This is a genomic window from Bradyrhizobium cosmicum (assembly GCF_007290395.2).
Taxonomy (GTDB): Bacteria; Pseudomonadota; Alphaproteobacteria; order Rhizobiales; family Xanthobacteraceae; genus Bradyrhizobium; species Bradyrhizobium cosmicum.
Genome location: NZ_CP041656.2, coordinates 6133693 through 6156830, shown reverse-complemented (window position 1 = coordinate 6156830; position 23138 = coordinate 6133693). Strand labels below are relative to the sequence as shown.

21 protein-coding genes are annotated in these 23138 nt (G+C 65.3%); 11 read left to right on the top strand and 10 right to left on the bottom strand.

Features of this window, described 5'->3' with window-relative positions; all coding sequences use genetic code 11:
- Nucleotides 1-123: 123 nt before the first annotated feature.
- Nucleotides 124-1089, top strand: coding sequence for a VOC family protein (locus FNV92_RS29410; RefSeq protein ID WP_143843477.1), 966 nt, complete (start codon nt 124-126; stop codon nt 1087-1089).
- 15 nt (nt 1090-1104) lie between these two features.
- Here FNV92_RS29410 and FNV92_RS29405 read toward each other — a convergent pair whose 3' ends face one another.
- The gene (locus FNV92_RS29405) at nt 1105-2241 is read right to left on the bottom strand and encodes a GGDEF domain-containing protein (RefSeq protein ID WP_168213505.1); all 1137 of its coding nucleotides are present in this window, start codon (nt 2239-2241) and stop codon (nt 1105-1107) included.
- Nucleotides 2242-2429: 188 nt separating this feature from the next.
- On the opposite strand from FNV92_RS29405, the gene FNV92_RS29400 reads away from it, so the two are divergent.
- Nucleotides 2430-3305 carry a dihydrodipicolinate synthase family protein gene (locus tag FNV92_RS29400; protein ID WP_143843479.1) on the top strand — a complete coding sequence of 292 codons (876 nt, stop codon included), beginning with the start codon at nt 2430-2432 and terminating at the stop codon, nt 3303-3305.
- Nucleotides 3306-3418: 113 nt separating this feature from the next.
- On the top strand, nt 3419-5743 hold the full coding sequence (locus tag FNV92_RS29395) for a xanthine dehydrogenase family protein molybdopterin-binding subunit (protein ID WP_143843480.1): 2325 nt from the start codon (nt 3419-3421) through the stop codon (nt 5741-5743).
- Nucleotides 5744-5970: 227 nt separating this feature from the next.
- Here the strand turns inward: FNV92_RS29395 and FNV92_RS29390 are convergent, their stop codons facing one another.
- From FNV92_RS29390 to FNV92_RS29380, 3 genes are read right to left on the bottom strand one after another with little or no spacing between them, the layout of a single operon-like run.
- Nucleotides 5971-7167, bottom strand: coding sequence for an acyl-CoA dehydrogenase family protein (locus FNV92_RS29390; protein ID WP_143843481.1), 1197 nt, complete (start codon nt 7165-7167; stop codon nt 5971-5973).
- A gap of 15 nt (nt 7168-7182) precedes the next feature.
- Nucleotides 7183-8331: an acyl-CoA dehydrogenase family protein gene (locus FNV92_RS29385; protein ID WP_143843482.1), complete on the bottom strand. Its 1149-nt coding sequence runs from the start codon at nt 8329-8331 to the stop codon at nt 7183-7185.
- Between the two features lie 4 nt (nt 8332-8335).
- Nucleotides 8336-9190: an enoyl-CoA hydratase gene (locus tag FNV92_RS29380; protein WP_143843483.1), complete on the bottom strand. Its 855-nt coding sequence runs from the start codon at nt 9188-9190 to the stop codon at nt 8336-8338.
- Nucleotides 9191-9348: 158 nt separating this feature from the next.
- Between FNV92_RS29380 and FNV92_RS29375 the strand changes: the two genes are divergently transcribed.
- The 6 genes from FNV92_RS29375 to FNV92_RS29350 all read left to right on the top strand — a co-directional run bounded on the left by FNV92_RS29375 (nt 9349) and on the right by FNV92_RS29350 (nt 14512).
- Nucleotides 9349-9957, top strand: a complete 609-nt coding sequence (locus FNV92_RS29375; RefSeq protein WP_143843484.1) for a LemA family protein — start codon at nt 9349-9351, stop codon at nt 9955-9957.
- Nucleotides 9958-10092: 135 nt separating this feature from the next.
- Nucleotides 10093-10989, top strand: a complete 897-nt coding sequence (locus FNV92_RS29370) for a TPM domain-containing protein (RefSeq protein ID WP_168213506.1) — start codon at nt 10093-10095, stop codon at nt 10987-10989.
- 5 nt (nt 10990-10994) lie between these two features.
- The gene (locus FNV92_RS29365) at nt 10995-11492 is read left to right on the top strand and encodes a TPM domain-containing protein (protein WP_015688350.1); all 498 of its coding nucleotides are present in this window, start codon (nt 10995-10997) and stop codon (nt 11490-11492) included.
- 242 nt (nt 11493-11734) lie between these two features.
- On the top strand, nt 11735-12694 hold the full coding sequence (locus FNV92_RS29360; RefSeq protein ID WP_168213507.1) for a hypothetical protein: 960 nt from the start codon (nt 11735-11737) through the stop codon (nt 12692-12694).
- Nucleotides 12695-12787: 93 nt separating this feature from the next.
- Entirely contained in the window at nt 12788-14323 is a 1536-nt protein-coding gene (locus FNV92_RS29355; RefSeq protein ID WP_143843487.1) for a P-loop NTPase family protein, read from the top strand.
- Nucleotides 14324-14347: 24 nt separating this feature from the next.
- Complete coding sequence (locus FNV92_RS29350) at nt 14348-14512, top strand: hypothetical protein (protein WP_168213508.1); 165 nt, start codon at nt 14348-14350, stop codon at nt 14510-14512.
- A 127-nt stretch (nt 14513-14639) separates the two neighbouring features.
- Here FNV92_RS29350 and FNV92_RS29345 read toward each other — a convergent pair whose 3' ends face one another.
- Nucleotides 14640-15287, bottom strand: coding sequence for a glutathione S-transferase family protein (locus FNV92_RS29345; protein ID WP_143843488.1), 648 nt, complete (start codon nt 15285-15287; stop codon nt 14640-14642).
- 95 nt (nt 15288-15382) lie between these two features.
- Here FNV92_RS29345 and FNV92_RS29340 point away from each other — a divergent pair, with 95 nt between their 5' ends.
- Nucleotides 15383-15973, top strand: a complete 591-nt coding sequence (locus FNV92_RS29340) for a TetR/AcrR family transcriptional regulator (protein WP_244623610.1) — start codon at nt 15383-15385, stop codon at nt 15971-15973.
- 6 nt (nt 15974-15979) lie between these two features.
- On the opposite strand, the gene FNV92_RS29335 is transcribed toward FNV92_RS29340, so the two are convergent.
- Nucleotides 15980-17185, bottom strand: a complete 1206-nt coding sequence (locus tag FNV92_RS29335; protein WP_143843489.1) for a CaiB/BaiF CoA transferase family protein — start codon at nt 17183-17185, stop codon at nt 15980-15982.
- 116 nt (nt 17186-17301) lie between these two features.
- The gene (putA, locus tag FNV92_RS29330) at nt 17302-20298 is read right to left on the bottom strand and encodes a bifunctional proline dehydrogenase/L-glutamate gamma-semialdehyde dehydrogenase PutA (RefSeq protein ID WP_143843490.1); all 2997 of its coding nucleotides are present in this window, start codon (nt 20296-20298) and stop codon (nt 17302-17304) included.
- 114 nt (nt 20299-20412) lie between these two features.
- On the opposite strand from putA, the gene FNV92_RS29325 reads away from it, so the two are divergent.
- Nucleotides 20413-20874: an Lrp/AsnC ligand binding domain-containing protein gene (locus FNV92_RS29325; protein ID WP_015688342.1), complete on the top strand. Its 462-nt coding sequence runs from the start codon at nt 20413-20415 to the stop codon at nt 20872-20874.
- A gap of 170 nt (nt 20875-21044) precedes the next feature.
- On the opposite strand, the gene FNV92_RS29320 is transcribed toward FNV92_RS29325, so the two are convergent.
- The 3 genes from FNV92_RS29320 to sorA all read right to left on the bottom strand — a co-directional run bounded on the left by FNV92_RS29320 (nt 21045) and on the right by sorA (nt 22974).
- Nucleotides 21045-21245 (bottom strand): cold-shock protein, encoded by a 201-nt coding sequence (locus FNV92_RS29320; protein WP_008134691.1) that lies wholly within the window; start codon nt 21243-21245, stop codon nt 21045-21047.
- A 208-nt stretch (nt 21246-21453) separates the two neighbouring features.
- A complete protein-coding gene (sorB, locus tag FNV92_RS29315; protein ID WP_168213509.1) occupies nt 21454-21762 on the bottom strand; it encodes a SorB family sulfite dehydrogenase c-type cytochrome subunit in 309 nt (102 codons plus the stop codon).
- Nucleotides 21763-21774: 12 nt separating this feature from the next.
- Nucleotides 21775-22974 (bottom strand): SorA family sulfite dehydrogenase catalytic subunit, encoded by a 1200-nt coding sequence (gene sorA / locus FNV92_RS29310; RefSeq protein ID WP_143843492.1) that lies wholly within the window; start codon nt 22972-22974, stop codon nt 21775-21777.
- Nucleotides 22975-23138: the final 164 nt, after the last annotated feature.

Here is a 23138-nt window from a genome sequence, read left to right as displayed (position 1 = left end):
AAACTGCCCTTGTGGCCAGTGCCCCGCAGGGCTACGGCCGACGAACATGTGATTGGGAGGCGCTCACGGGAACGTGTAGCAATGCCGATACTGCAGCAAATGGCCTCAAGCGAGCCCTGACTGATGACCATCGACCTCACCCGCCGCACCCTGCTTCAATTGACCGGCGCGACATCGCTCGCAATGGCGGCCGCGGCCGCGGCGCGTGCCGAGGGGATGCCGCAGGGCGGCGGACCGACCTATGCCAGCCGGACGCCGATGCGGGTCGGCATGGTGACGCTGCGGGTGAAGAACCTCGACAAGGTCGCCGACTACTATCGCGACGTGATCGGGCTCACCGTGATGGAGCGCTCCGCCGGCGTGGCCAGGCTCGGCGCAGGTGGTGTTGCGCTGCTGGTTCTGGAAGCCCGCCCCGATGCAGTGATCGAGCCGCGCAACGCCGCCGGCCTCTACCACACCGCCTTCCTGATGCCGACGCGAAAGGACCTCGCGCGCTGGCTGGTCGCAGCCGCCTCGCATCGCGTGCCGCTGTCGGGCTTTGCCGATCACCTCGTCAGCGAGTCCGTCTATCTCGACGATCCCGAAGGTAACGGCATCGAGGTCTATGCCGACCGCGATCCCTCGCAATGGCAGTGGAGCGAGGGCAGCGTGAAGATGGCGACCGACGAGCTCAATATCCCCGACCTGCTGTCGCTGACCAACACGCGCGTCGCCGACTTTGCCAGGGCGCCGGAGGGCTTGCGCGTCGGCCACATGCATCTGCGCGTCGGCGATCTCGCGCAGGCCGAGAGCTTCTATCACGGCACGATCGGCCTCGATCCAACCCGCAAGCGCAACGGCGCCGCGTTCCTGTCGTCGGGCCGCTATCATCATCACCTCGGCATGAATGTCTGGCAGAGCCAGGGCGCCGGCCAGCGCGACGATGCCACCACCGGCCTTGCCTGGTTCTCGCTGGTGACGGCGAAGCAGGACATCCTCGCCGCGCAGGAGGAACGCCTGCGCAAGGGCGGTGCACAGCTCACCACGCTTGCGAACGGCGTGGAGGCCGTCGATCCCTGGGGCACGCGGGTGCGGCTGCTCAAGGCGTGATCGAACGCGGCAGCTTCAGCCTGCTGCGCGTTCGAGGCTCAAATCCTCATCCGCCCATGCGAAGCGGCTGCCTCCGGCGCGTTTCGCCGCGTAGAGGGCGCGGTCGACCTGCTCGAGAAGCTGCGCGGTCGCACCGGCGGTCGCAGCGCCGGCGCTGACGAGAATTCCTGCGCTCGCGCCAATGCGGACCGGGATGTCGGTCAGCAGGAACGGGATCGAGAGATCGAGAATGGCCCGGCGCGCCAGGGCGAGTGCTTCCTCGCGGCCGTCTTTGCCAGCGGCAACCGGCTTGAGCATCATGAACTCGTCGCCGCCGAAGCGCGCGGCAAGTCCGGTACCGCCGATGCAGAACGACAGCCGCTCCGCTACCTGGCGCAGCAGATCGTCGCCGGCGTGATGGCCGTGACGGTCGTTGACCGGCTTGAAGCCGTCGAGATCGATGGCGATGATGGCGAAGTCGCCGCGCGTGTCCGCCAGCGCCTGGAGAAACGCGGCCCGGTTCGGCAATCCCGTGAGGAAATCGTGGGTGGCCTGCCGCGCCAGCCGATACTTGGCTTCGAGGCGTTCGACGAAGGCGGCGCTGAGGTGCTTGGAGGCTTCGCGCAGGGTCAGCCAGAAGAACACCAGCATCACCGCGCCGAGCTTGTAGGCGAGCTCGGGCCGCAGCAGGCCAGCCGCAATGGTTGGTGCGAGCAGGATTGCGGCAGTCGTCAGGATAATCCAGGGACGGATTGCCGCGCGTGAGACCATACCTACGCAGAACGACATCGAAAGCCCGAATGCTATCCACGCTCCCGGGTCGTCGTCGATCTGGAGCGCCCGATACGACAGGATGCCGAGGGCAAGGCCGAACGCTGAAGCGCCGGCGCCGTAGAGCCGCTCCCAGCGGATCACGTCGGCATCGGAGAACTGCGCGGCGCGGGACTTGTAGCGGAACAGGGAAAAGATCCGGGCCGCGGCCGTGATGAAGATGAAGGCCGCGATGACGGCGTAGCCGGTATCGGCGCTCATGATGGCAAGCGCCACGGCCCCCGTCACCGACGTGATGCCGATGGCGGACACTTGCGGCAGGGACGTGTACAGGAGATCGACGAGCTCGCGCCGGATGCGCGGATCGGGATGCAAATGCCTGGACAACATTGTAATGGGCATGGCCGGCACCATCACCATCACTCCCTAACAAGGTGTGGGGGAAGGGCGCGACATGATGGCTGGCGCGCAACGTCGTTAAGGAGTGGTCAATGCGCGAGCTTGCTGGCAATTTTGTTGCGTGTTAGCAGCAGACAGGGCGCACGACGCCTGTTTGCCGATATGCTCCAGCCTTCTGCATCGGACCCGCCATGACCGAATTTCACGGGGTGTTTCCCTATCTGGTCTCGCCCGTCGATGCGGACGGCGCTGTCCGCACGAAGGTGCTGGCAAAACTCTGCGACGATCTGATCGGCGCCGGCGTGCACGGGCTGACGCCGCTGGGCTCGACCGGCGAGTTCGCCTATCTCAACGCCGCGCAGCGCACGGCGGTCGTGCAGACCACCATCGAGGCCGCGAAGGGCCGCGTGCCCGTGGTGGCCGGCGTCGCTTCCACGTCGACGGCTGATGCGGTGGCGCAGGCGAAGGCGTATCAGAAGCTCGGGGCCGACGGCATTCTGGCGATCCTGGAGGCGTATTTTCCGCTCGCGGACGCGCAGGTGGAATCCTATTTCCGCAGCATCGCCGACGCAGTGGATATTCCCGTCGTCATCTACACCAATCCGCAATTCCAGCGTTCCGACCTGACTCTCGACGTCATCGCGCGCCTCGCCGCGCATCCGCGCATCGGCTACATCAAGGACGCCTCGACCAATACCGGCCGGCTGCTCTCGATCATGAACCGTTGCGGCGATGCCTTGCGCGTGTTCTCGGCCTCCGCCCATATTCCGGCCGCGGTGATGTTGATCGGCGGGCTCGGCTGGATGGCGGGCCCGGCCTGCATCATCCCGCGCCAGAGCGTCGCGCTCTACGAGCTCTGCAAGGCCGGCCGCTGGGACGAGGCCATGGCTCTGCAGCGCAGGCTGTGGCGGATCAACGAGGCCTTCGCGCGCTTCAATCTCGCCGCCTGCATCAAGGCCGGGCTCGCGAGCCAGGGCTACGAGGTCGGCGACCCCGTCCCGCCGCAGGCCCCTCTGACGGACGACGCGCGCAAGGTCGTGGAGGCGGCGCTCAGGGAGCTAGTTTAGACCCCCGGGCATGACGAATCCACGGTCCCGCCGCCCAAAACCGCGGCTGGTCTCGCCTGCCCCGATCCGCTAAAAGGCTGCCGCATTTCAAGAGACTCTGAGGACCCAGCGGAATGAACATTCTTCCCGGCAATTTGCGTTTCGGAGCGGGCCAGCCCGTCAAGCGTTTGGAAGACCAGCGGCTGCTCACCGGGAAGGGGCAGTTCATCGACGACAAGCCGGAGGAGGGCGCGCTGTGGTTGCATGTGCTGCGCTCGCCACACGCCCACGCGAAGCTTGTCTCGATCGACACCAGCGCCGCGGCCGAGATGCCCGGCGTTGCCGCGATCTACACCGGCGCCGACCTCGTCAAGGACGACATCGGCACCATCCCGACGCTGAGCATCTTCAAGCGTCCCGACGGCAAGCCGATGACGGTGCCGCCGCGCCGCCTGCTCGCCCATGAAATCGTGCGCTATGCCGGCGAAGCCGTGGCCGCCGTGGTCGCATCCTCGCGCAGCGAGGCGCAGAGCGCGGCTGAAGCCATCGTGGTCGAATATGACGTTCAGCCTGCGGTGGTCGATCCCGTCGAGGCCGTCAAGCCGGGCGCGCCCGTGGTTTGGCCGGAGGCGCCCGACAACATCGTCGGCGCGATGAGCTATGGCGATGCCGCCAAGGCGGATGAAGCCTTCGCCAAGGCCGCGCATACCGTCGAGCTGGATATCGTCAGCCAGCGTCTCGTGCCCTCCGCGATGGAGCCGCGCTCGACCATTGCCGAGATCGACAAGAAGACCGGCCGTCTCCTGCTGCATGTGCAGTCGCAGACCCCGGCCTCGACCCACGACGTGCTGGCGGAAGCCGTGCTGAAGCGACCCAAGGACAGCGTCCGCGTGCTGGTCGGCGATATCGGCGGCGGGTTCGGCCAGAAGACCAATCTCTATCCGGAAGACGGCATCGTCGCCTACGCCGCGACCAAGCTTAGCAGGAAGATCCGCTGGCGCGGCGACCGCACCGACGAATTCGTCGGCGGCACCCACGGCCGCGATCTGACCTCGACCGCGTCCTTCGCGCTCGACGAGAAGGGCAAGGTGCTGGCCTATCGCGTCAAGTCGATCGGCTGCACCGGCGCGTACTCTTCGGGTGCGGCGAACATCATTCCGCTGGTGCTCGGCCCGTTCGTGCAGACCGGCGTCTACGATCTACCGCTGGTGCATTTCGAAGTGAAGTCGGTGATGACCCACACCGCGCCGGTCGGTGCCTATCGCGGCGCGGGCCGCCCCGAGGCGGTCTTCATCGTCGAGCGCCTGTTCGACGCAGCCGCGCGCAAGATCGGCATGGATCCGCGTGCGATCCGCAAGGCCAACTACATCAAGCCGGCGCAGCTGCCCTACACCAATGCCGCCGGACAGGTCTACGACTCCGGCGCGTTCGCGCACATGCTCGATCGTGCCGTAAAGCTCGCCGACTGGGACGGCTTTGCCGCGCGCAAGAAGGCCGCGAAGAAGAAGGGCCTGCTCTACGGCCGCGGCCTCACCTCCTACATCGAATGGACCGGTGGCCGGGCCCACACCGAGAAGGTCAGCCTGCACGCGACTTCGCAGGGCCGCGTCATCCTGCATTCCGGCACTATGGCAATGGGGCAGGGGCTGCAGACCACCTACACCCAGATGATCTCCGATACGCTCGGCATCCCCATGGACAAGATCGACGTCGTGCAGGGCGACACCGATCTCGCGCAGGGGTTTGGCAGCGTCGGCTCGCGCTCGCTGTTCGTCGGGGGTACGGCTGTTGCGGTCTCCTCCAATGATCTGATCCAGAAGGCGCGCGAGAAGGCGGCGAACGTGCTGGAAACCTCGGTCGAGGACATCGAGTACCAGGGCGGCATGCTGACCGTGGTCGGTACCGACCGCCGCATCAGCCTGTTCGATTTGGCCGAGAAGGAAGGCGGCGCCAAGCTCAGCGTCGATTCCGAAGGTGAGGTCGACGGTCCGAGCTGGCCGAACGGCACCCATATCTGCGAGGTCGAGATCGATCCGGAGACCGGCGTCTCCAAGGTGGTGCGCTACACCACCGTCGACGACGTCGGCGTGGCCGTGAACCCGATGCTTGTTACCGGCCAGATCCATGGCGGCGTCGCGCAGGGCATCGGCCAGGCGCTGTACGAAGGCGTGTCCTACGATGCGGACGGCCAGCTCCTGACCGCGAGCTACCAGGACTATTGCATCCCGCGCGCCGACGACGTGCCGCCCATCGTGGTGACGCTGGATGATTCCGCCCCCTGCCGCACCAACCCGCTCGGCGCCAAGGGCTGCGGCGAATCCGGCGCCATCGGCGGCCCGCCCTGCGTCACCAACGGCGTGATGGACGCGCTCGCCGAGCTCGGCATCACCCAGCTCAACACGCCCCTGACGCCGCAGAAGATCTGGAAGGCGATCCGGGACGCGAAGGCGGCGGGCTGAACGCAGCCGTTGCGACACATTCAACTGTCGTCCCGGGGCGCGCGACTTGTCCGCCGAAGCTCGAAGAGCGAAGGCGGAAGCGCGAACCCGGGATCCATAACCACAGGGAGTGGTTGTGGCGGAAGCTGACAACTCCGAGTCCCCGTAACCACGTCCGCCTGTGGTTATGGGTCCCCGCCTTCGCGGGGACGACAGCGGAGAATGTCGCTCCATCCGGGCTACAGCCCTCAAATCCCCAGCATCATCTTCGCGATGATGTCGCGCTGGATCTCCGAGGTGCCGCCGAAGATCGTATAGGCCCGGCCGTTGAGATATTCCGGCAAGACTGTCAGCATGTCCTCGGGTGTCGGCGGCTCGTGGTTGAGCCTGTAGAGCGGGCGCATCGGCTCGACGGCGAGCGCGTCGTGGCCGATCACGTCGACCCCGAGCCGCGTCACGGCTTGGCGGATCTCGCTGTTGCGCAGCTTCAGGATCGACGACACCGCGCCGGGATTTTGGCCAGTCTGGAGCGCCGAGAGCACCCGCAGCTCGGTCATCTCCAGCGCGTCGATGTCGACCTCGACCTCCGAGATGCGCGTCGCGATGTCGGGGCTGTCGATCGCGCGTCCCGTCAGGTCCGACTCGGCAAGATCCGCAATCGCCTTCAGCCCCTCGCGCAGCTTTGCCGAGGCGATCCCCGAGCCGCGCTCGAACTCGAGCAGATATTTGCCGTAGGTCCAGCCCTTGCCTTCATCGCCGACGCGGTTGGCGACGGGCACGCGCACGTCGTCGAAGAACACCTGGTTGACCTCGTGGTCGCCGCCGATGGTCAGGATCGGCCGCGTGGTGATGCCTGGCGTCTTCATGTCGATCAGGATGAAGCTGATGCCGTCCTGCTGTCGCGGCCCGTCGCTGGTGCGCACCAGCGCGAACATGCGGTTGGCATGATGGGCATGGGTGGTCCAGATCTTGGTGCCGTTGATGATGTAGTCGTCGCCGTCGCGCACGGCGCGCGTCTTCAACGAGGACAGATCGGAGCCCGAGCCTGGCTCGGAATAGCCCTGGCACCAATAGTCTTCGCCGGAGAGAATCCGCGGCAGGTAGAAATTCTTCTGCTCGGGCGAACCGAAGCCGATGATGACGGGCCCGACCATCTTCACGCCCATCACGTTGACATTCGGCGCGCCGGCCCGCGCGCTTTCCGTCTCGAAAATCCAGCGCTGCGCCGGCGTCCAGTCCGGGCCGCCGTATTCGACCGGCCAGCCCGGCGCGCCCCAGCCGCGGCTGTGCAGTACGCGCTGCCAGGCCATGCCGATGTCGGGGTCGGAGAACACCGAGGGCGTCAGCGCGGTGGCGCGCTTCATCTCCTCGGTGAGATTTTTGGCAATGAAACCGCGCACCTCGTCCTGGAAGGCGCGCTCCTCGGCATTGAACGACAGGTCCATGATGCGCTCCTGGTGTCAGGCGGGGACGATGGTGCGGCCAAGCCGGGCGTGGCGGCCATAATGATGCGCGCTGCCGCCGAACAGGGTGTCGAAGGCGACCAGCCGCTTGAAATAGGCGCCGACCTCGAGCTCCTCGGTGACGCCCATGCCGCCGTGGAGCTGGATCGACTGCTCGCCGACGAAGCGCGCGCATTTGCCGATCTTCGCCTTCGCGCCCGACGCCGCCCGTGCGCGCTCGACCGGCGGACTGTCAACCTTCAGCGCGGCGCGCAACGCCATCGAGCGTGACTCGTCGACCTGCATCGCCATATCGGCGAGCCGGTGACGGATCACCTGGTTGGCGGAGAGCGGCCGGCCGAACTGCTTGCGGATCTTGGTGTACTCCAGCGTGGTGTCGAGCAGCACCTGCATGATGCCGACGGCCTCTGCGCCGAGCGCGGCCATGGCGCGATCGACGGCCCATTCGATCGCCGGTAGTGCGTCGTGCCCATCGCCGAGCAGCGCATCCTCCGGCAGATGCACGTCGGACAGTTCGATGTTGCAGGCGCGCCCGCCGCCGAGGCGCTCATAGTCGCTGACGGCTACACCCGGCGCCGTTGCCGTCACCAGGAACAGTCCGATCCGTCCCGATGGCCCCTTGTGATCGTGAATATGCGCGGAGACGATGATCTCGTCGGCGGCGTGGCCGTCGAGCACGGCGATCTTGCTGCCGGAAAGACGCCAGCCTTGCGCCGTCTTGCTGGCAGCGGTCGCGACCTTGGCGAGGTCGAACCGCGCCGCGCGCTCGGAATGGGCGAAGGCAAGCTTCAATGATCCGCCCGAGATCTCAGGCAGGATTGCCTGCTTCTGAGTTGGGCTGCCGCATCGGTCGATCAGTCCGGCTCCGAGCACCACCGTCGCGACATAAGGCTCGGACACCAGCCCGCGGCCGAAGGCTTCCATCAGAATACCGATCTCGACCGCGCCGCCGCCGAGTCCGCCAAACTCCTCAGGGATCGGCAGCGCCAGCCAGCCGAGTTCGGCGAACTGCTTCCACACCGCAGGGCTGAAGCCGAGCGGATCGTTCGCCGTCTTGCGACGGTGATCGGCATCGTAGCTTTCGGCAACGAAGCGCTCCGCGCTCTCGCGCAACAGGCGTTGCTCGTCACTGAGATTGAGGTCCATGGCTCTACTCCGCGGCCGCCGGCGGCTTGCGCACGGAGGGATGCAGTCCGGATGGATCGACCACCATGCCGAACTCCTGAAGATTGTGAGCGTGACAGAGCTGATGCAGCGCAAAGGCCTGGTCGATCGCGGCCGGCTGGCCCATCACATCGACCGAGCGGTTGACGGCTTCCTTGGTCAGCTTCAGTGCAAACGACGGCTTCGATGCGATCCGGCGCGCCAGATCCAGCACGCGCGCCGACAACTCCGCGCGCGGCACGACCTGGTTCACCATACCGAGCTGATGCGCCTCCTCGGCGCTCCAGCTGTCGGCGGTGAACAGGAATTCCTTGGCTTTGCGCGGCCCGAGCTCCCAGGGATGCACGAACCATTCGACGCCGCAGACGCCCATGGTGACCACGGGGTCGCAGAACTGCGCATCGTCGCTGGCGACGATGAGGTCGCAGGCCCATGCCAGCATCAGGCCGCCGGCGATGCACTTGCCGTGCACCTCGGCAATGGTCGGCTTGGCGAGGTTGCGCCAGCGGCGCGTGATCTGGAGATAGATTTCCTGCTCACGTGCGAAGCGGCCGTGCGCGTTGGGTTCGGCAAAGCCGCCCCAATTTCCCACCGGCGGAAAATCGACGCCTGCGGCATTCTTGCCACCGGGGCGGAGGTCGTGGCCGGAGGAGAAGTGCGGCCCGTTGCCGGCGAGGATGATGACCTTGACCGCGTCGTCCTGCACCGCGTCGTCAAAGGCGGCATTGAGGTCGTAGGTCATTTGCAGGTTCTGCGCGTTGCGCGCATCGGGCCGGTTCATCACGATCCGGGCGATCGCCGGCTCCGGCCGTTCCACGAGGATGGTATCGAACGAGGACATCGCGTTCCCCCTCAGCGTTTCCAGTCTGTCTTATTGTTCCGTCAAGTTGACTATGTCGGCCAGAGATAGGCAAGGGGATAGGCAGGAGGCTTGCGTAAATCGGCTGCTTTTCGTGCGCAATCTGCTAGGTTGCCCCCGATTCCACCGGGAGAAATTTGATGCGCAAGATCCTCACCATGCTGGCGGCGCTCGCCTCGCTCAGCTTGACCAATTGCGGCTACAACGCGATCCAGAGCGAGGACGAGCAGATCAAGGCCAACTGGTCCGAGGTCGTGAACCAGTATCAGCGCCGCGCCGATCTCGTGCCCAATCTCGTCAACTCGGTGAAGGGCTTTGCCCAGCAGGAGAAGGACGTGCTGCTCGGCGTCACCAATGCGCGCGCCAAGGTCGGCAGCATCCAGGCGACGCCGGAGGTGCTGAACGACCCCGCAGCCTTCCAGAAATTCCAGGCCGCCCAGGGCGAACTCTCCAGCGCGCTCTCGCGCCTGCTCGTCGTCACCGAGAATTACCCGCAGCTCAAATCGGACGCGCTGTTCAAGGACCTGATGTCGCAGCTCGAAGGTACCGAGAACCGCATCACGGTGGCGCGCAACCGCTACATCAAGGCGGTGCAGGAGTATAACGTCACTATCCGCTCCTTCCCGAGCAACCTTACCGCGATGGTGTTCGGCTACAAGGAGAAGCCGAATTTCTCGGTCGAGAACGAGAAGGAAATCTCGACCGCGCCGAAGGTTGATTTCAACCCGGCCCCCGCGCCGTCCAAGTAGCGCGCCGTTTTGCGGATGCGCCTCGCCCCACCCACCACTGTCATTCCCCGCGAAGGCGGGGAATCCAGTACGCCGCGGCTTCTCCGCATCCCGCCGGCGTCCCTGGAATACTGGATCGCCCGGCCAAGCCGGACGATGACAGCGAGGTTGTGGCGGGCGATAGCCGTCGTCACACTCCTCCTCACCTTCGCCTTCGTCCTCCCCGCCGCGGCCGACGTCGCCGTCCCCGAGCTCACTGGCCGCGTCGTCGATCAGACCGGCACGCTCTCCAGCGGCGACATCGCCGCGCTCGCGCAGAAGCTGCGTGACTTCGAGACCCGCAAGGGCAGCCAGATCGCCGTCCTGATCGTGCCGACGACGCAGCCGGAGACGATCGAGCAATTTTCGATCCGCGTTGCCGAGGCATGGAAGATCGGCCGCAAGAAGGTCGACGACGGCGCGATCCTCGTTGTTGCCAAGAACGACCGGCATTTGCGCATCGAGGTCGGCTACGGCCTCGAAGGCGTGCTCACCGACGTGACCTCGCGGCGCATCATCGACGAGATCATCACGCCCAAATTCAGGACTGGCGATTTCGCCGGCGGCATCTCCGATGGCGTCGATCGGATGATCCGCGTGATCGACGGCGAGCCGTTGCCGGTTCCCTCGCCGACCGTGAATTTCGGCAATCTGGACGATCTCGCACCGCTCTTCATCGTGACGCTGTTCGCCTCTCTGGGCGTGGGCGGGTTCTTCCGTGCCATGCTGGGGCGGTTGCTCGGATCGTTGGCGACCGGCGGCGTCATCGCCGTGCTGAGCTGGTTCATTCTCGGTTCCTTCTCGATTGCCCTTGCTCTCGGCGCGCTCGGTTTCGTCATCGGGTTCATTGCCGATCTGTTTGCAGCGATCGGCCCAAGCTCGGGATCCTCGCGCCGCGGCTCGTGGTCGAGCGGTTCTTCGGGAGGCGGCTGGAGCAGCGGCTCGTCGAGCAGCGGCGGCTTCAGCGGCGGCGGGGGCAGTTTTGGCGGCGGCGGCGCCTCGGGGAGCTGGTAGCGGTCATGAGCATCAAGCGTATTGCCAGACATCTGGTGCAGCATCATTGGCGAGCGAAGCAGATCTTTCCGCCCGCCGTGCTCGCCCGCATCGAGCAGGCGATCAGGCAGGGCGAGGCCACCCATTCCGGCCAGGTCCGCTTCGTCGTCGAAGGCGCGCTCGATGGCGCGCCGCTGTTCCGCAACCAGCCGGCCCGCGCGCGTGCGCTCGACGTGTTCTCGCATCTGCGCATCTGGGACACCGCGCACAACAACGGTGTCCTCATCTATCTCCTGCTCGCCGATCGCGACGTCGAGATCGTGGCCGACCGCGGCATTCACGCAAAGGTCGGCGGCGAGGGTTGGGAGAGCATCTGCCGCGCCATGGAAGCCGAGTTCGCCTCCGGCCAGTTCGAGCGCGGCGTGATCGGTGGCATCGCAGCTGTATCGCGCGAGCTGTCGCGGCATTTCCCGCCGCAGGGGCCGCATGTGAACGAACTGCCGGATGCGCCGCTGGTCATGTGAGCGCGGGCCGGTCATCCAAGCCGTCAATGACGATGTGGAGGCAGCTATTCCGCGGCCGTTCATCTTGCCCCGGTTACAAACTGTTTCACGCCCGCCACACCGGTTCCACTTTCCCGGCCTAATTCGGCCCCGGAAGACTTCCTAAAATTTCGGTAAGCGGGTCCTAAGGTAAGGATTTCGCAAGCAATGAAAGTTACCAAAAGGTCAATCCAGTGTGGAGTATTTGAGCCGTGAGCGAACCAATGGCTGAGCAGGCTGCCCAACAGACCGGTGAGCAGACCAGCGTCGACGAAGCTGCGAGCGCGCCGCAGGCTTTCGAAGCTGCCGGGATCGAGGCTCCCTCGATCGCCCCTGACCACGAGGCGCCGCCCAAGCCGGATCCCGTCAAGGTCGAGCCGCCCAAGCTCGAGGCCAAGGTGGAAGCGAAGGCCGAGACCAAGCCCGAACCGAAGCTCGGCAAGCTCATCGTCATGGCGCCGTCCGAGCGTTCCTGGGATCGCGAGGAGTTTGCCCCGCATGTGAAGGCGGATGCGCCGCGCGAGACTGGCGACAAGCGCCGCCTGTCGGCGATGGCTGCGGTGGTGGCGATTGCCGCCAGTGTCGGCGCGATCAGCGGCGCGCTTGCGACCGCCGGCATGATGCATTTCGCAGCCCCTGCGCCGGCGCAGGTGGCCGACACCAGCGCGCTGGAATCCTCCGTTGCCCGGATTGACGCCGATCTCGTGGCGCTGAAGGCGAATGTCGAGCACACCTCCAAGACCGGCCTTGGTCAGTTCAACCGGACCAACGACCGACTCGACAAGCTCGAGAAGGCGCAGGCCGAGCCGATGGCCAAGATCGCAAAGCTGTCAGAGACCGTGGACAAGCTCCGTGCGACGCCGCCCGCCGCCGCTTCGCAGGCCGCAGCGGCTCCCGCCAGGGAGACCACCGGCTCGATCGCGCCGACCCAGGTTGCGACCGCTGGCGCTGCATCGGCCCCGGCGCCCGCCGCGCCCAGGACCGAGGTCGGCCGTCTGCCGACGGTCGAAGGCTGGGTGCTGCGCAACGTCGCCAACGGTGGCGCGCTGATCGAAGGCCGCGGCGGCCTCTACGAGGTCTATGCCGGCGACCCCATTCCTGGCGTCGGCCGTGTCGATGCGATCCGCCGTCAGGACGGCCGCTGGGTGGTGGTCACCAGCAAGGGCCTGATCGTCGCGCGCTGAGCGTTCGATATCTGATTTCCAGAGGGGCGCTTCACCACCATGTGAAGCGCCTTTTTGCTTGAATAGGCCGGCACGCGCGGTGTTACTGGAAGCATGAGCCGCGCGTTGCGAATTCTCGTTGCCGTCGTCGCCGTGTTGGGCGGCGCTATTTCGCTTTCGGCCGCGGAGAACGCATCGTACACGCGCGGCACGGTGATCACCGATCCCGATTTCCTCCGCAAGCTCGATCAGGGCGACACACTCACGATCTCGCGGCTGCTGTGGCCGGAGCGGAACGCAAATTCTCCGCTCGCGACCGACTTGCTGTTCGCGTCGCTGCCACAGCTGAAGGACATTCCCCCAGCGATCGATGCTGAGTTCGAGCGCTATATCACCCGGCAGACAGCGGCCTATCCGACCGAGACCATCGGCGTCGGCGAAGGCTTCGACGTCCAGCTGTTCGACCGCGCCAACCTGACATCCGCCAACACGCGTTTCGTGCTCGCCGGTATCGTCAATCGCATGGACCGCGCTTACGTGTCGGAAGAGTCCTGCGGCGAGATCCGGCTGATCTACCGTCTGGCACGTTTCGACGCCGGGCCGGATGGGATCACGACGGCAACGCGCCTGCCGATGACGTTCAATCTGGTGCTGAAGGCGCGCGATCCCCGCCAGGTCGCTTCGAACGGCAAGCCCGTGAGTTGCACCGAGGTCGCGCGGCGCTGGCTCGACAATGGCGACTGGCAAGGGCTGATCGGCAGCAGCTCGCATCCCGACGATGCCATGCTCGACCGCATCGAGACCAACATCCAGATCTCGATCGCGCCGAAATCGGCGCTGCACGATTTTCGTTCGGACTATCTGCTGAAGGTCTTCAAGTACAATGCCGCCACGAAGACATTCGAGGAATCGACGCTGGAGAACCAGATCGACCGTAACAGGATTTTGGTCGACAATGACCTCCGGCGCGATTTTAGGGATTGGCTGCTTGCGCCGGAAAATCTTCGCGCATTCGATCGCGGCACGGTGCTGATCCCCGAAAAGTTTCTGGCCAGGGCCGCGGTCGTGCCGACGCCCGCCGGCCTCGATGCTTCCGCGATGCAGCCGGAGTTCGGCATGATGCAGGGGGAAGGCAAAGGCGAGCCCGTCTTTACCGACAGCGACGTGGTCAACGCGCTGAAGCAGGCTGCAGCGCGCGGGGACATGCAGAACGTCCGCTCGGTCGCGGGCTTCCAGCGTCGTCTCAACGACGTCACCTGTGCCGGCTGCCATCAGACCCGCGGCATCGGCGGCTTCCATTTTCCGGGCGTCGACTGGCTGGCGGACAAACCGTCCAATTCCACCATCGTGCCGGCCTCGCCGCATTTTGTCGGCGACCAGCTCCGTCGCCGCGACATCCTGACCGCGTTCGCCGCGGGCAAACGCCCTGATTTCTCACGCGGATTTGCGAGCCGGCCGCAAACGCGCGGCAGCCGGGAGCTCGCCGGCACCGAATATCAGGACGGCTGGGGCGCGCATTGTTCTTTGCCAGACGCGGGATCGGAAACGGGCGACAGGAGTTTCATGTCATGGAGCTGTGCTAAAGGTCTCGCCTGTCAGGCTGCCGCGGCCTCGCGCCGCATCGGCATGTGCTTCATCAAGACGCGTTAGCAAGAAAACCGATTTGGATGACCCATGACGGATACCAGCGGCGCCAACAAGGAGCGTAATCTCGAGATTGCGCGCAATGAGGAAGCCAAGCAGGTCGCTGGCAGCGCTCGCGTCAGCATCTCGGCCATCGTGGCGGTCGTGATCGTCGGCGGGATCCTGTTCACGCTCGGCTGGCTGGCGTTGAGGTAGCGACGCTTTCTCGTCGTCATGCCCGGGCTTGTCCCGGGCATCCACGTTCTCGTATCCGCGCTCAAGATCGTGGATGGCCGGGACAAGCCCGGCCATGACGTTTCTGAGCGTCCAACGCGAGCCCCTTTCACTTCGCGTATTTCGTCATCCGCCGGCCCGGCAGCAGCTCATAGGCCGGTTTCCAGCCGGGAAGTGCGGCCATGCGGCCGAGCCAGGCATGAATGGCGGGATGGCTCTGCGCGAAATCGTAGCCGTGCTCGTCACTCGGATAATGCAGATAGGCCATCATGGAAAAGTCGGCGACCGTCGGGTTTCCGCCGATCGCAAAAGCGTTGCGGGCAAGGTGCTGCTCGAGGATGCCGATGAAATCGTCGAGCCTGCGCCGGAAATACTTCAGCACCTGCGGATCGCCATCGGGTATGAACGTGCGCATGTAACGGTAGGCCGCCATGTAGCCCGTGAGCTTGTGGTTGTCCCAGAACAGCCAGCGCATCAGCTCGAATTTCTCCTCCGGCGTCTCGCCGCCGAAACGGCCGTATTGGTCGGCGAGCTTGAGCAGGAGCGGCGCGGTCTGCGTCATCTTCAGATTGTCGATCTCGAGCACCGGGATTTCACCCATCTCGTTCACGGTCCTGCGCCAGTCCGCCGTGCGGGTGATGCCGCCGGCAAAATCGGTCCAGACCGGCTCGAACCGCTTACCGCACATCGTCAGCATCAGCGCGAGCTTGTAGCTGTTGCCTGACTCGGGGAAATAGTGAAGGCGGTAGCTGGGCATTTGTACGCTCCTTGCCGACGAAGCCTGGATAACGGTATTACATACGATCCGTATAACAGAACATTTGTTCTGTAATCGGTCAAGAGCGGGGCTGGATGAGCAGAAACCCAAAATCAGAGTCGGGCCAGCGGCTCCTGATGGGGGCAACTTTACGCATCATCGGGCGACATGGGCTCGACGGCGTGACCCACCGGGCGGTCGCGGCCGAGGCAGGGGTTTCGCTCGGTGCGGTCACGCATCATTTCGGAACCCGAGATGCGCTGGTCGAGGCGGCGCTGCAGTTCGCCCTGGCGCGCGAGGTGGGCCGGCTGCGTGCGTTGGCCCTCAGCCTTCAGGACAAGGCATTCGAGGTCGAGGCCTGGATCGATGCCCTGGTTGACTTCTACGTCCGCGAGCTCAGCACCGAAGCCGAGACGCATATCGCATGCTATGAGGCCTTCCTGGCCGCGGCGAGGCAACAGCGCTATCGGCCGGTCGTTGCCGAGTGGTTTGACACGTGGCGGCAGAGTGCCGAGCTTGCGTTGAAGGCGGCGAAGTCACCAAACCCACGCCGCCACGCCGAGTTGTTCGTCTCGGCGTTGATCGGCTTGCTGTTTCGTCAACTCGCCACGCCCAAAGCCGGCTTTCGCCGTGAGGCGAAGGCGGAGCTGTTGGAGTTGGTGGGCGGCTTGATCGCGCTGAAGTAATGCGGCTTATCCCACGGCGCCCGACGACTTCAGCTGCTTGATCGCGGCCTCGTCGTATCCCGCCCCGCGCAAAATCTCGTCACTGTGCTCGCCGACGCCGGGCGGCTTGCGCGGCTGGACTTTCTTGGCGCCGTCGATCCAGATCGGACTGGAGATAGTGAGCATGGTGTCGTTCTCGAACGGCACCAGCACCTCGTTGTCGAGCATCTGCTTGTCGTTCGGGATGTCGTCCAAAATGCCGACGATGCCGAACACGAGGCCGTTGCCGTCGAGGATCTTGCGCCATTCGGCGAGATCCCTGGTCGCAAAGGTCTCGTCGAAGATCTTGATCAGCTCGACCGAGCGGGCGTGACGATCGGCCTTGGTGGCGAAGCGCGGATCGGTGATGAGGTCCTCGCGGCCAAGGCACCTGGCCAACGTGGGAAACTGTTTCTCCTCGCTCAGCAGCGACAGGATCAGCCAGCGGCCGTCCTTGCACTGATAGTGGTTGGCGACCGCATTGAGCGCACGTTCGCGAGGCCGCCGCTCGGCGAACTTGGCGCCGCACAGCTTTGCCTGCGCCAGCACGCTCGCGGCCCACACCCCGTTCGCCATCAAATTGGAGGCAACATGCGAGCCCTTGCCCGTCTTCTCGCGCTGATAGAGCGCGGTGACGATGGCGCCGTAGAACGCCATGGCGCAGGGATGATCACCCATGCCGGCCACCGAGCGGGCCGGCGTGGTGTGGGTGTCGGCGCGGACGAGGTCCATCAGGCCGGAGCGCGCCCAATAGGCGTTGCTGTCGAAGCCGGGCTTGTTGGCCTCCTCGCCCTTTTCGCCGTAGCCGGTAAAGGAGGCGTAGATCAGCCGGTCGTTGAGATGGGCGAGGTGGTCATAGGTGATGCCGAGCTTGGCGCGCACCGGCGGCGGCATGTTGGTGATGAAGACGTCGGCCTCCTCCACCAGCTTGTAGAGCACGGCCTGCGCCTCGGGCTTCGCGAGGTCGAGCGCGATGCTCTTCTTGTTGCGGGCCTCCAGCAGCCAGGCGAAATTGTGCTCGCTGCTTGGATAGCCTGGAATGTTGGGCAGATTGCGGTAGGGATCGCCGGCGCCGGGCGGCTCGATCTTGACGACGTCGGCGCCGAAATCCGACAGCACGGTCGCGGCCGCGGGCGCTGCGATGAAGCTCGCGCAGTCCAGAACCTTCAGGCCTGCAAAAATGCCCTTTTCCATCGCGGCGTAGCTCCCTCGCTCTTGTTGTTTCCCGCGCGCTGGAATTGGCGCGGGCCAGATCATGGCAGCATTAGACCGATGTTTTGCCGGGATGCAACGGCGTCAGGCGCAGGGCTTCACTCACCCCCCGCAAGCAGGGCGGCGTTGCCGCCGGCGGCTGCGGTGTTGATCGTCACGGTCTGTTCCGTGGCGAAGCGCGACAGATAGTGCGGTCCGCCGGCCTTGGGGCCGGTTCCCGACAGGCCGTTGCCGCCGAATGGCTGCACGCCGACCACGGCGCCGATCATGTTGCGGTTGACATAGATGTTGCCGACCTGGACCCGGTCGATGATCGCCTCGACCGTGTCGTCGATGCGGGAGTGGATGCCGAGCGTGAGCCCGTAGCCGGTGCGCTCGATCGCGGTCAGGACGCGCTCGAGGTTTTCGGCGCGGTAGCGCACGACATGCAGGATCGGACCAAAGACCTCCTCGGTCAGCTGGCCGGCGTCCTTGAGTTCGAAGATGTGCGGCGCGACGAAGCAGCCTTCCGGCGCGGTGCCGGCAAAGTGCAGCTTCGCCTCGGCCGTCATTCGCGCGATATGCGCATCAAGCCGCTGCTTGGCTTCCATGTCGATCACCGGGCCGACATGGGTTGCGACGTCGGAGGGATCACCGATCTTCAATTCGCGCGCAGCGCCGGCGATCATCTCGATCATGCGGTCGGCGACATCTTCCTGCACGAACAGCAGCCGCAGCGCCGAGCAGCGCTGGCCGGCCGAGCGGAACGCAGATGTGACGACGTCGTCGGCGACCTGCTCTGGCAGCGCGGTCGCATCCGCGATCATGGCGTTGATGCCGCCGGTTTCCGCGATCAGCGGCACGATCGGCCCGTCCTTGGCGGCGAGCGACCGGTTGATGGCGCGCGCCACCTCGGTCGAGCCGGTGAAGACGACACCGGCGATATTCCGGTGTGCGGTCAGCACCGCGCCGATGCTTCCGTCGCCGGTGACGAGGTGCAGCGCGCTCGCGGGGATGCCGGCCTCGTGCAGCAGGGCGACGGCCTCGCGCGCGATGCGCGGGGTCTGCTCGGCAGGTTTTGTCACGACGCTGTTGCCGGCCATCAGAGCCGCCGTGACCTGCCCGAGGAAGATCGCCAGCGGGAAATTCCACGGCGAGATCGCCACGAAGACGCCGCGGCCGCGCAAGGCGAGCGCATTGCTTTCGCCGGTCGGGCCCGGCATCGCCGTCTCGCTGCCGAACAGCTTGCGGCCTTGCGCGGCATAATAGCGGCAGAAATCGACGGCCTCGCGCAGCTCCGAGAGCGCGTCGTCGAGCGTCTTGCCGCCTTCGGCTTGCAGCAGCGCGATGAAATGCGCGCCGCGGCTCTCCAGCAAATGCGCAGCCTGCTCCAGCGCGGCCGCGCGCGTGCCCGCTGGCGTCCGGCTCCAGGCGGCAAAGCCCGCGCGCGCAGCAGTCACAGCTGCGTTGGCCTGATCCGGCGTTGCATCGGCGATCGGCTTGAGGTCGGCCGTCTCCGCCTTGACGTCCGTCAGCAACTGGTGGAGCGCGGCGCGCGCGCCGAACTCGACGCCGCGCGAATTGCGCCGCTCTGGCGCGAACAGGTCGGCCGGCAATGGAATCTTCGGATGCGTTGCCGCTTGCGGCCGGACGATGGCATCCGCGGGACGCTGCAACAGCGCCGTTACAGGCACGCGTTCATCGGCGGCCTGCGCCACGAAGGAGGAGTTGGCGCCGTTTTCCAGGAGCCGCCGCACCAGATAAGCGAGCAGGTCCCGATGGCTGCCGACCGGCGCATAAGTGCGGTAGGCAATATCGGGGTGATCCTTGGCAAGCTGCTCGTAGAGCGCTTCGCCCATGCCGTGCAGGCGCTGGAATTCGAAGCCGCCAAAGTCCCCGGCGAGTTCCAGCACGGTCGCGACCGTCAGCGCGTTGTGGGTGGCGAATTGCGGGAAGATGCGCGGCCGCAGGGCGAGCAGCTTTGCAGCGCAGGCGACGTAGTTCAGATCTGTCATCGCCTTGCGCGTGAACACGGGATAGCCGTCGAGCCCGCGCTCCTGCGCGCGCTTGATCTCGGTGTCCCAATAGGCGCCCTTGACCAGCCGCACCATGAGCTTTCGATCGTGGGCGCGGGCGAGCGCATCGACATGGTCGATCACGGCGCTGGCGCGCTTCTGATAGGCCTGGATGGCCAGGCCAAATCCGTCCCAGCCGCTGAGCGAGGGATCGGCGAGCGTTGCCGCGATCACGTCGAGCGACAGCTCCAGCCGGTCGGCTTCCTCGGCATCGACGGTGAAATTCAGGTCATGCGCCTTGGCGCGCTGCGCGAGGTCCAGCAGTTGCGGCACCAGCTCGCGCATCACGCGGGCGTGGCTGATCGCCTCGAAGCGCGGATGCAGCGCCGAGAGCTTGACGGAGATGCCGGGCCGGTCGGGCAGGGGATAGCTGCCCGCGGCCTTGCCGATGGTCTGAATCGCGCTGGCATAGGCTTCGAAATAGCGCGTGGCGTCGGCCGCCGTGCGCGCGCCTTCGCCGAGCATGTCGAAGGAGTAGCGCGACTGGCCGGAGCACGGCCGGCCCCGCTCCAGCGCCTGCGCGATGGTCTCGCCCAGCACGAAATGATTGCCCATCAGCCGCATTGCCTGGCGCGTCGCGGTGCGCACGGCCGGCGCGCCGAGCCGCTTCACCAGCCGGCCGATGGTGCCGTCGGGCGTCTCGCCGGGCTGGATCACCCGCGCCGACAGGCCGAGCGCCCAGGCCGAAGCGTTGACCAGGAAAGCCGTGGACCTGGTCTCGTGGTGGATGAAATCGCCCTCGCCGAGCTTGTCCTCGATGAACCGGTCGGCGGTGCGCGCGTCGGGCACGCGCAGCAGCGCCTCCGCCAGCACCATCAGGGCGAGGCCCTCCTTGGTCGAGAGCGCGAACTCCCGCAGCATGTCCTCGACCCCTCCAAGCCGGTCGTCGCGCTTGCGGATCGCCTCGATCAGCCGCGTCGCGGTGCGGTTGATCCGCGCCTCCTGCGGCGGGCTGAGATGCGACGCCGGCAACAGGCGCGCGGCGATCTCGGCGTCATCGGATGCGTAGGGGGCGGTGAAGGGGGGCGGGATGTTCGGCATGGCGTGTCCTGTGACCTGAATTCAGGATAAAGCCGGTGCGACCGTAGTTCGATAGACAAGTTAGCCATATTGCCTTAGGAAATTAACACCATTGGATATTTAGCCGTATAAAATATGGAACTTGATCGAACCGACCGGAAGATCCTCGCGATTCTGCAGCAAGACGGACGAATCGCCAATGTCGAGCTCGCCGAGCGCATCGGGCTGTCGCCGACGTCGATCGGCGAGCGGCTGAAGCGCCTGCAGCGTGAGGGCTTCGTCGAGGGGTATGGGGCACGGCTCAATCCGCACCGCCTTGGCCTCGGCTTGCTGGTGTTCGTCGAGGTGCTGCTCGACAAGACCACGCCCGACAATTTCGAGCGGTTCGCCCGCGCGGTGAAACTCGCGCCCGAGGTGCTGGAGTGTCACATGGTTGCAGGCGGCTTCGACTATCTTGTGAAGGCGCGGCTTGCGGACATGACCGCCTATCGACGCTTTCTCGGCGAGACCCTGCTGTCGATGCCGGGGGTGCGCGAGACGCGGACCTATGCAGTGATGGAAGAGATCAAGCGCGACGCACCGTTGCCGGTGGAGTAACGAAATGCTGTCGCGATTGTCATTGCTGCGGCGTCGAACAAGCGGTCTTCAAAGGCAAAATAGCTATCCTCGTGCAGTCGCAACGCCCGTCGTCGAATGCACTGGCCGTCTTCTGAAATCTTCTTGGCCCGCTCCCGGTTCAATCCGGGAGGCAGCATAGGCTGCCGGGCTTATACTTTGAGGTTTTCTGCGGAGGTCTTGCCCCGGTTTGCGATCTCTTCGTATTCCACCGTCTGTCCTTCGTTGAGCGAGGACAGGCCGGCTTTCTGCACTGCCGAGATATGCACGAACACATCCTTGCCGCCCGACGCAGGCTGGATAAATCCATAACCCTTCGTCGGGTTGAACCACTTGACCGTACCTTTAGCCATCACGACTTCTCCGCGGGTCTTCCTCCGAGATCTCGAACCGCCAGTCCCCGCCAACCGGCCGGTTCGGTCCTAATAAGATACGCGGAATGTTGCGGCCTTCATAGATCAAACCACATTGGCCTTTCGCCGAATTCCGCTCAACTTCGCGGCGTTTTTGCCTATTTTGCCCGTTTCGCGGTCAATCGGCCCGCGCGCCGCAAGCCAGCCATCAATACGTCGCGGCGAGATAATCGACGATCTTGCCGACATCGGCATCGTCGATCGGCGCGCCATAGACCTTGATCATCTTGGTCACCTCGGCTTGCCAGAAGCCCTTCCTGTCTTTCATCGGCGGCTGTGTCGCGATGTAGTCGGCCGAGTGGCACGCCGTGCAATTGCCCTGCACGACGTCGAGGTTGGGGCCGGGCTTGAAGGCGGCGACCTCGTCGGGTGTCTTGTAATTGACCGGTGCGGCAAGTGCCGAACCCACGACGGCGGCGAAGGCGAGTGAGATCGCGAGGAGAACGGTGCGCTGCATGATCATTCTCCTTCAGGCCACGCTGACGCGGACGGTTTCGACGACGTTGCGCAAATAGCCTGCGGGATTCCAGCGCGGCGTATCCGGCTGCGTCTCACCGCCATTGCCGGTGGCGCGGACCTTGAGCTCGTAGCTACCTGCCGCGAGCTTCACCGGCAGCTTCCATTCGCGGAACGAGTATTTGCCGAGGTCCTTGCCGAGCCTGGCGCTGGTCCAGGTCTTGCCGCCGTCGGTGGAGACCGCGACGTCCTTGATGCCCTTGCCGCCGTCGAAGGCGATGCCGCGTAGCGTCGTGCGTCCCGCCTTCAGCCTGGTGCCGTCACTGAGGTTGGTGATGAAGGAGCGGATGGTGAAGCGATTGATCGGGATGGTCGCCTTCGGCGCCGTGCCGGGCTCGATCGCATTGTTCGGCGTATCCGGAATGCGATAGGCCGACTTCATCCAGAAGCCGTCGAAGACGTTGTCGACGACGGTGATCTCGTTGAGGTGCTTGACCCAATAGGTGCCGTAATAGCCCGGCACGATCAGGCGCAGCGGGAAGCCATTGAGGAACGGCAAATCCTCGCCGTTCATGCCATAGGCCAGCATCACCTCGCCGTCGGTGGCGTGATCGAGATCGAGCGCCTTGACGAAATCAGGCGTCTTGTCGCTGACCGGGCCGTCCATGCCGTTGAAGGTGACCTGCTTGGCGCCGCTCTGCACGCCCGCCATCTCCAGCACCGCCTTGAGCGGCACGCCGCGCCAGCGCGCATTGCCCATAGCGCCGTTGGCGAGCTGACCGCCGGCGACGCGCGGCTCGACGAAGCCGCGGCTGTTGCCGGAGCACTGGTTGACGGCGACGATCTCCGTCGCCTTCATCTTCCGGATGTCCTTCAGCGACAGCTTCAGCGGCCTGTCGACCTTGCCCTTGACTTGAAGCGTGAACGTGTCGGGGTCGAGATTGTAGGGCAGATCGGAGAGGTGATAGCGCACGAAGAACGCATTGTTCGGCGTGATCGGGCCGTCGTTGAACACCGCGAACGGCGTCTCGAGCTGCGGCGGCCGGCTGGTCAGGCCGATCATCGGCCGTTTCTGCGGATATTTCACCAGCGGCCGCTCGCCATTGGCGAACGGGAGCGTGACGGTGTCGAGTGCTAGCGCTTTGGTGGAATTCAGTGTGGCCGCAAGCGCGGCAAGCCCCGCTCCTTTGAGCAGGTCGCGTCGATCGAACATTCTGGTCTCCTCCCGGAGCTTTTCGTTGAGTCGCGGTCATCACCGCGATCCCGTGTCCATCTGTCGCAACGAGCGGGATGAAGTCAATTCGTGCTTTCGCAGCAGCCCCATGCCGTTGCGGCGCAACAAGCCGGTGTTACGGTTGGAATGCAATGGGGCCGAGT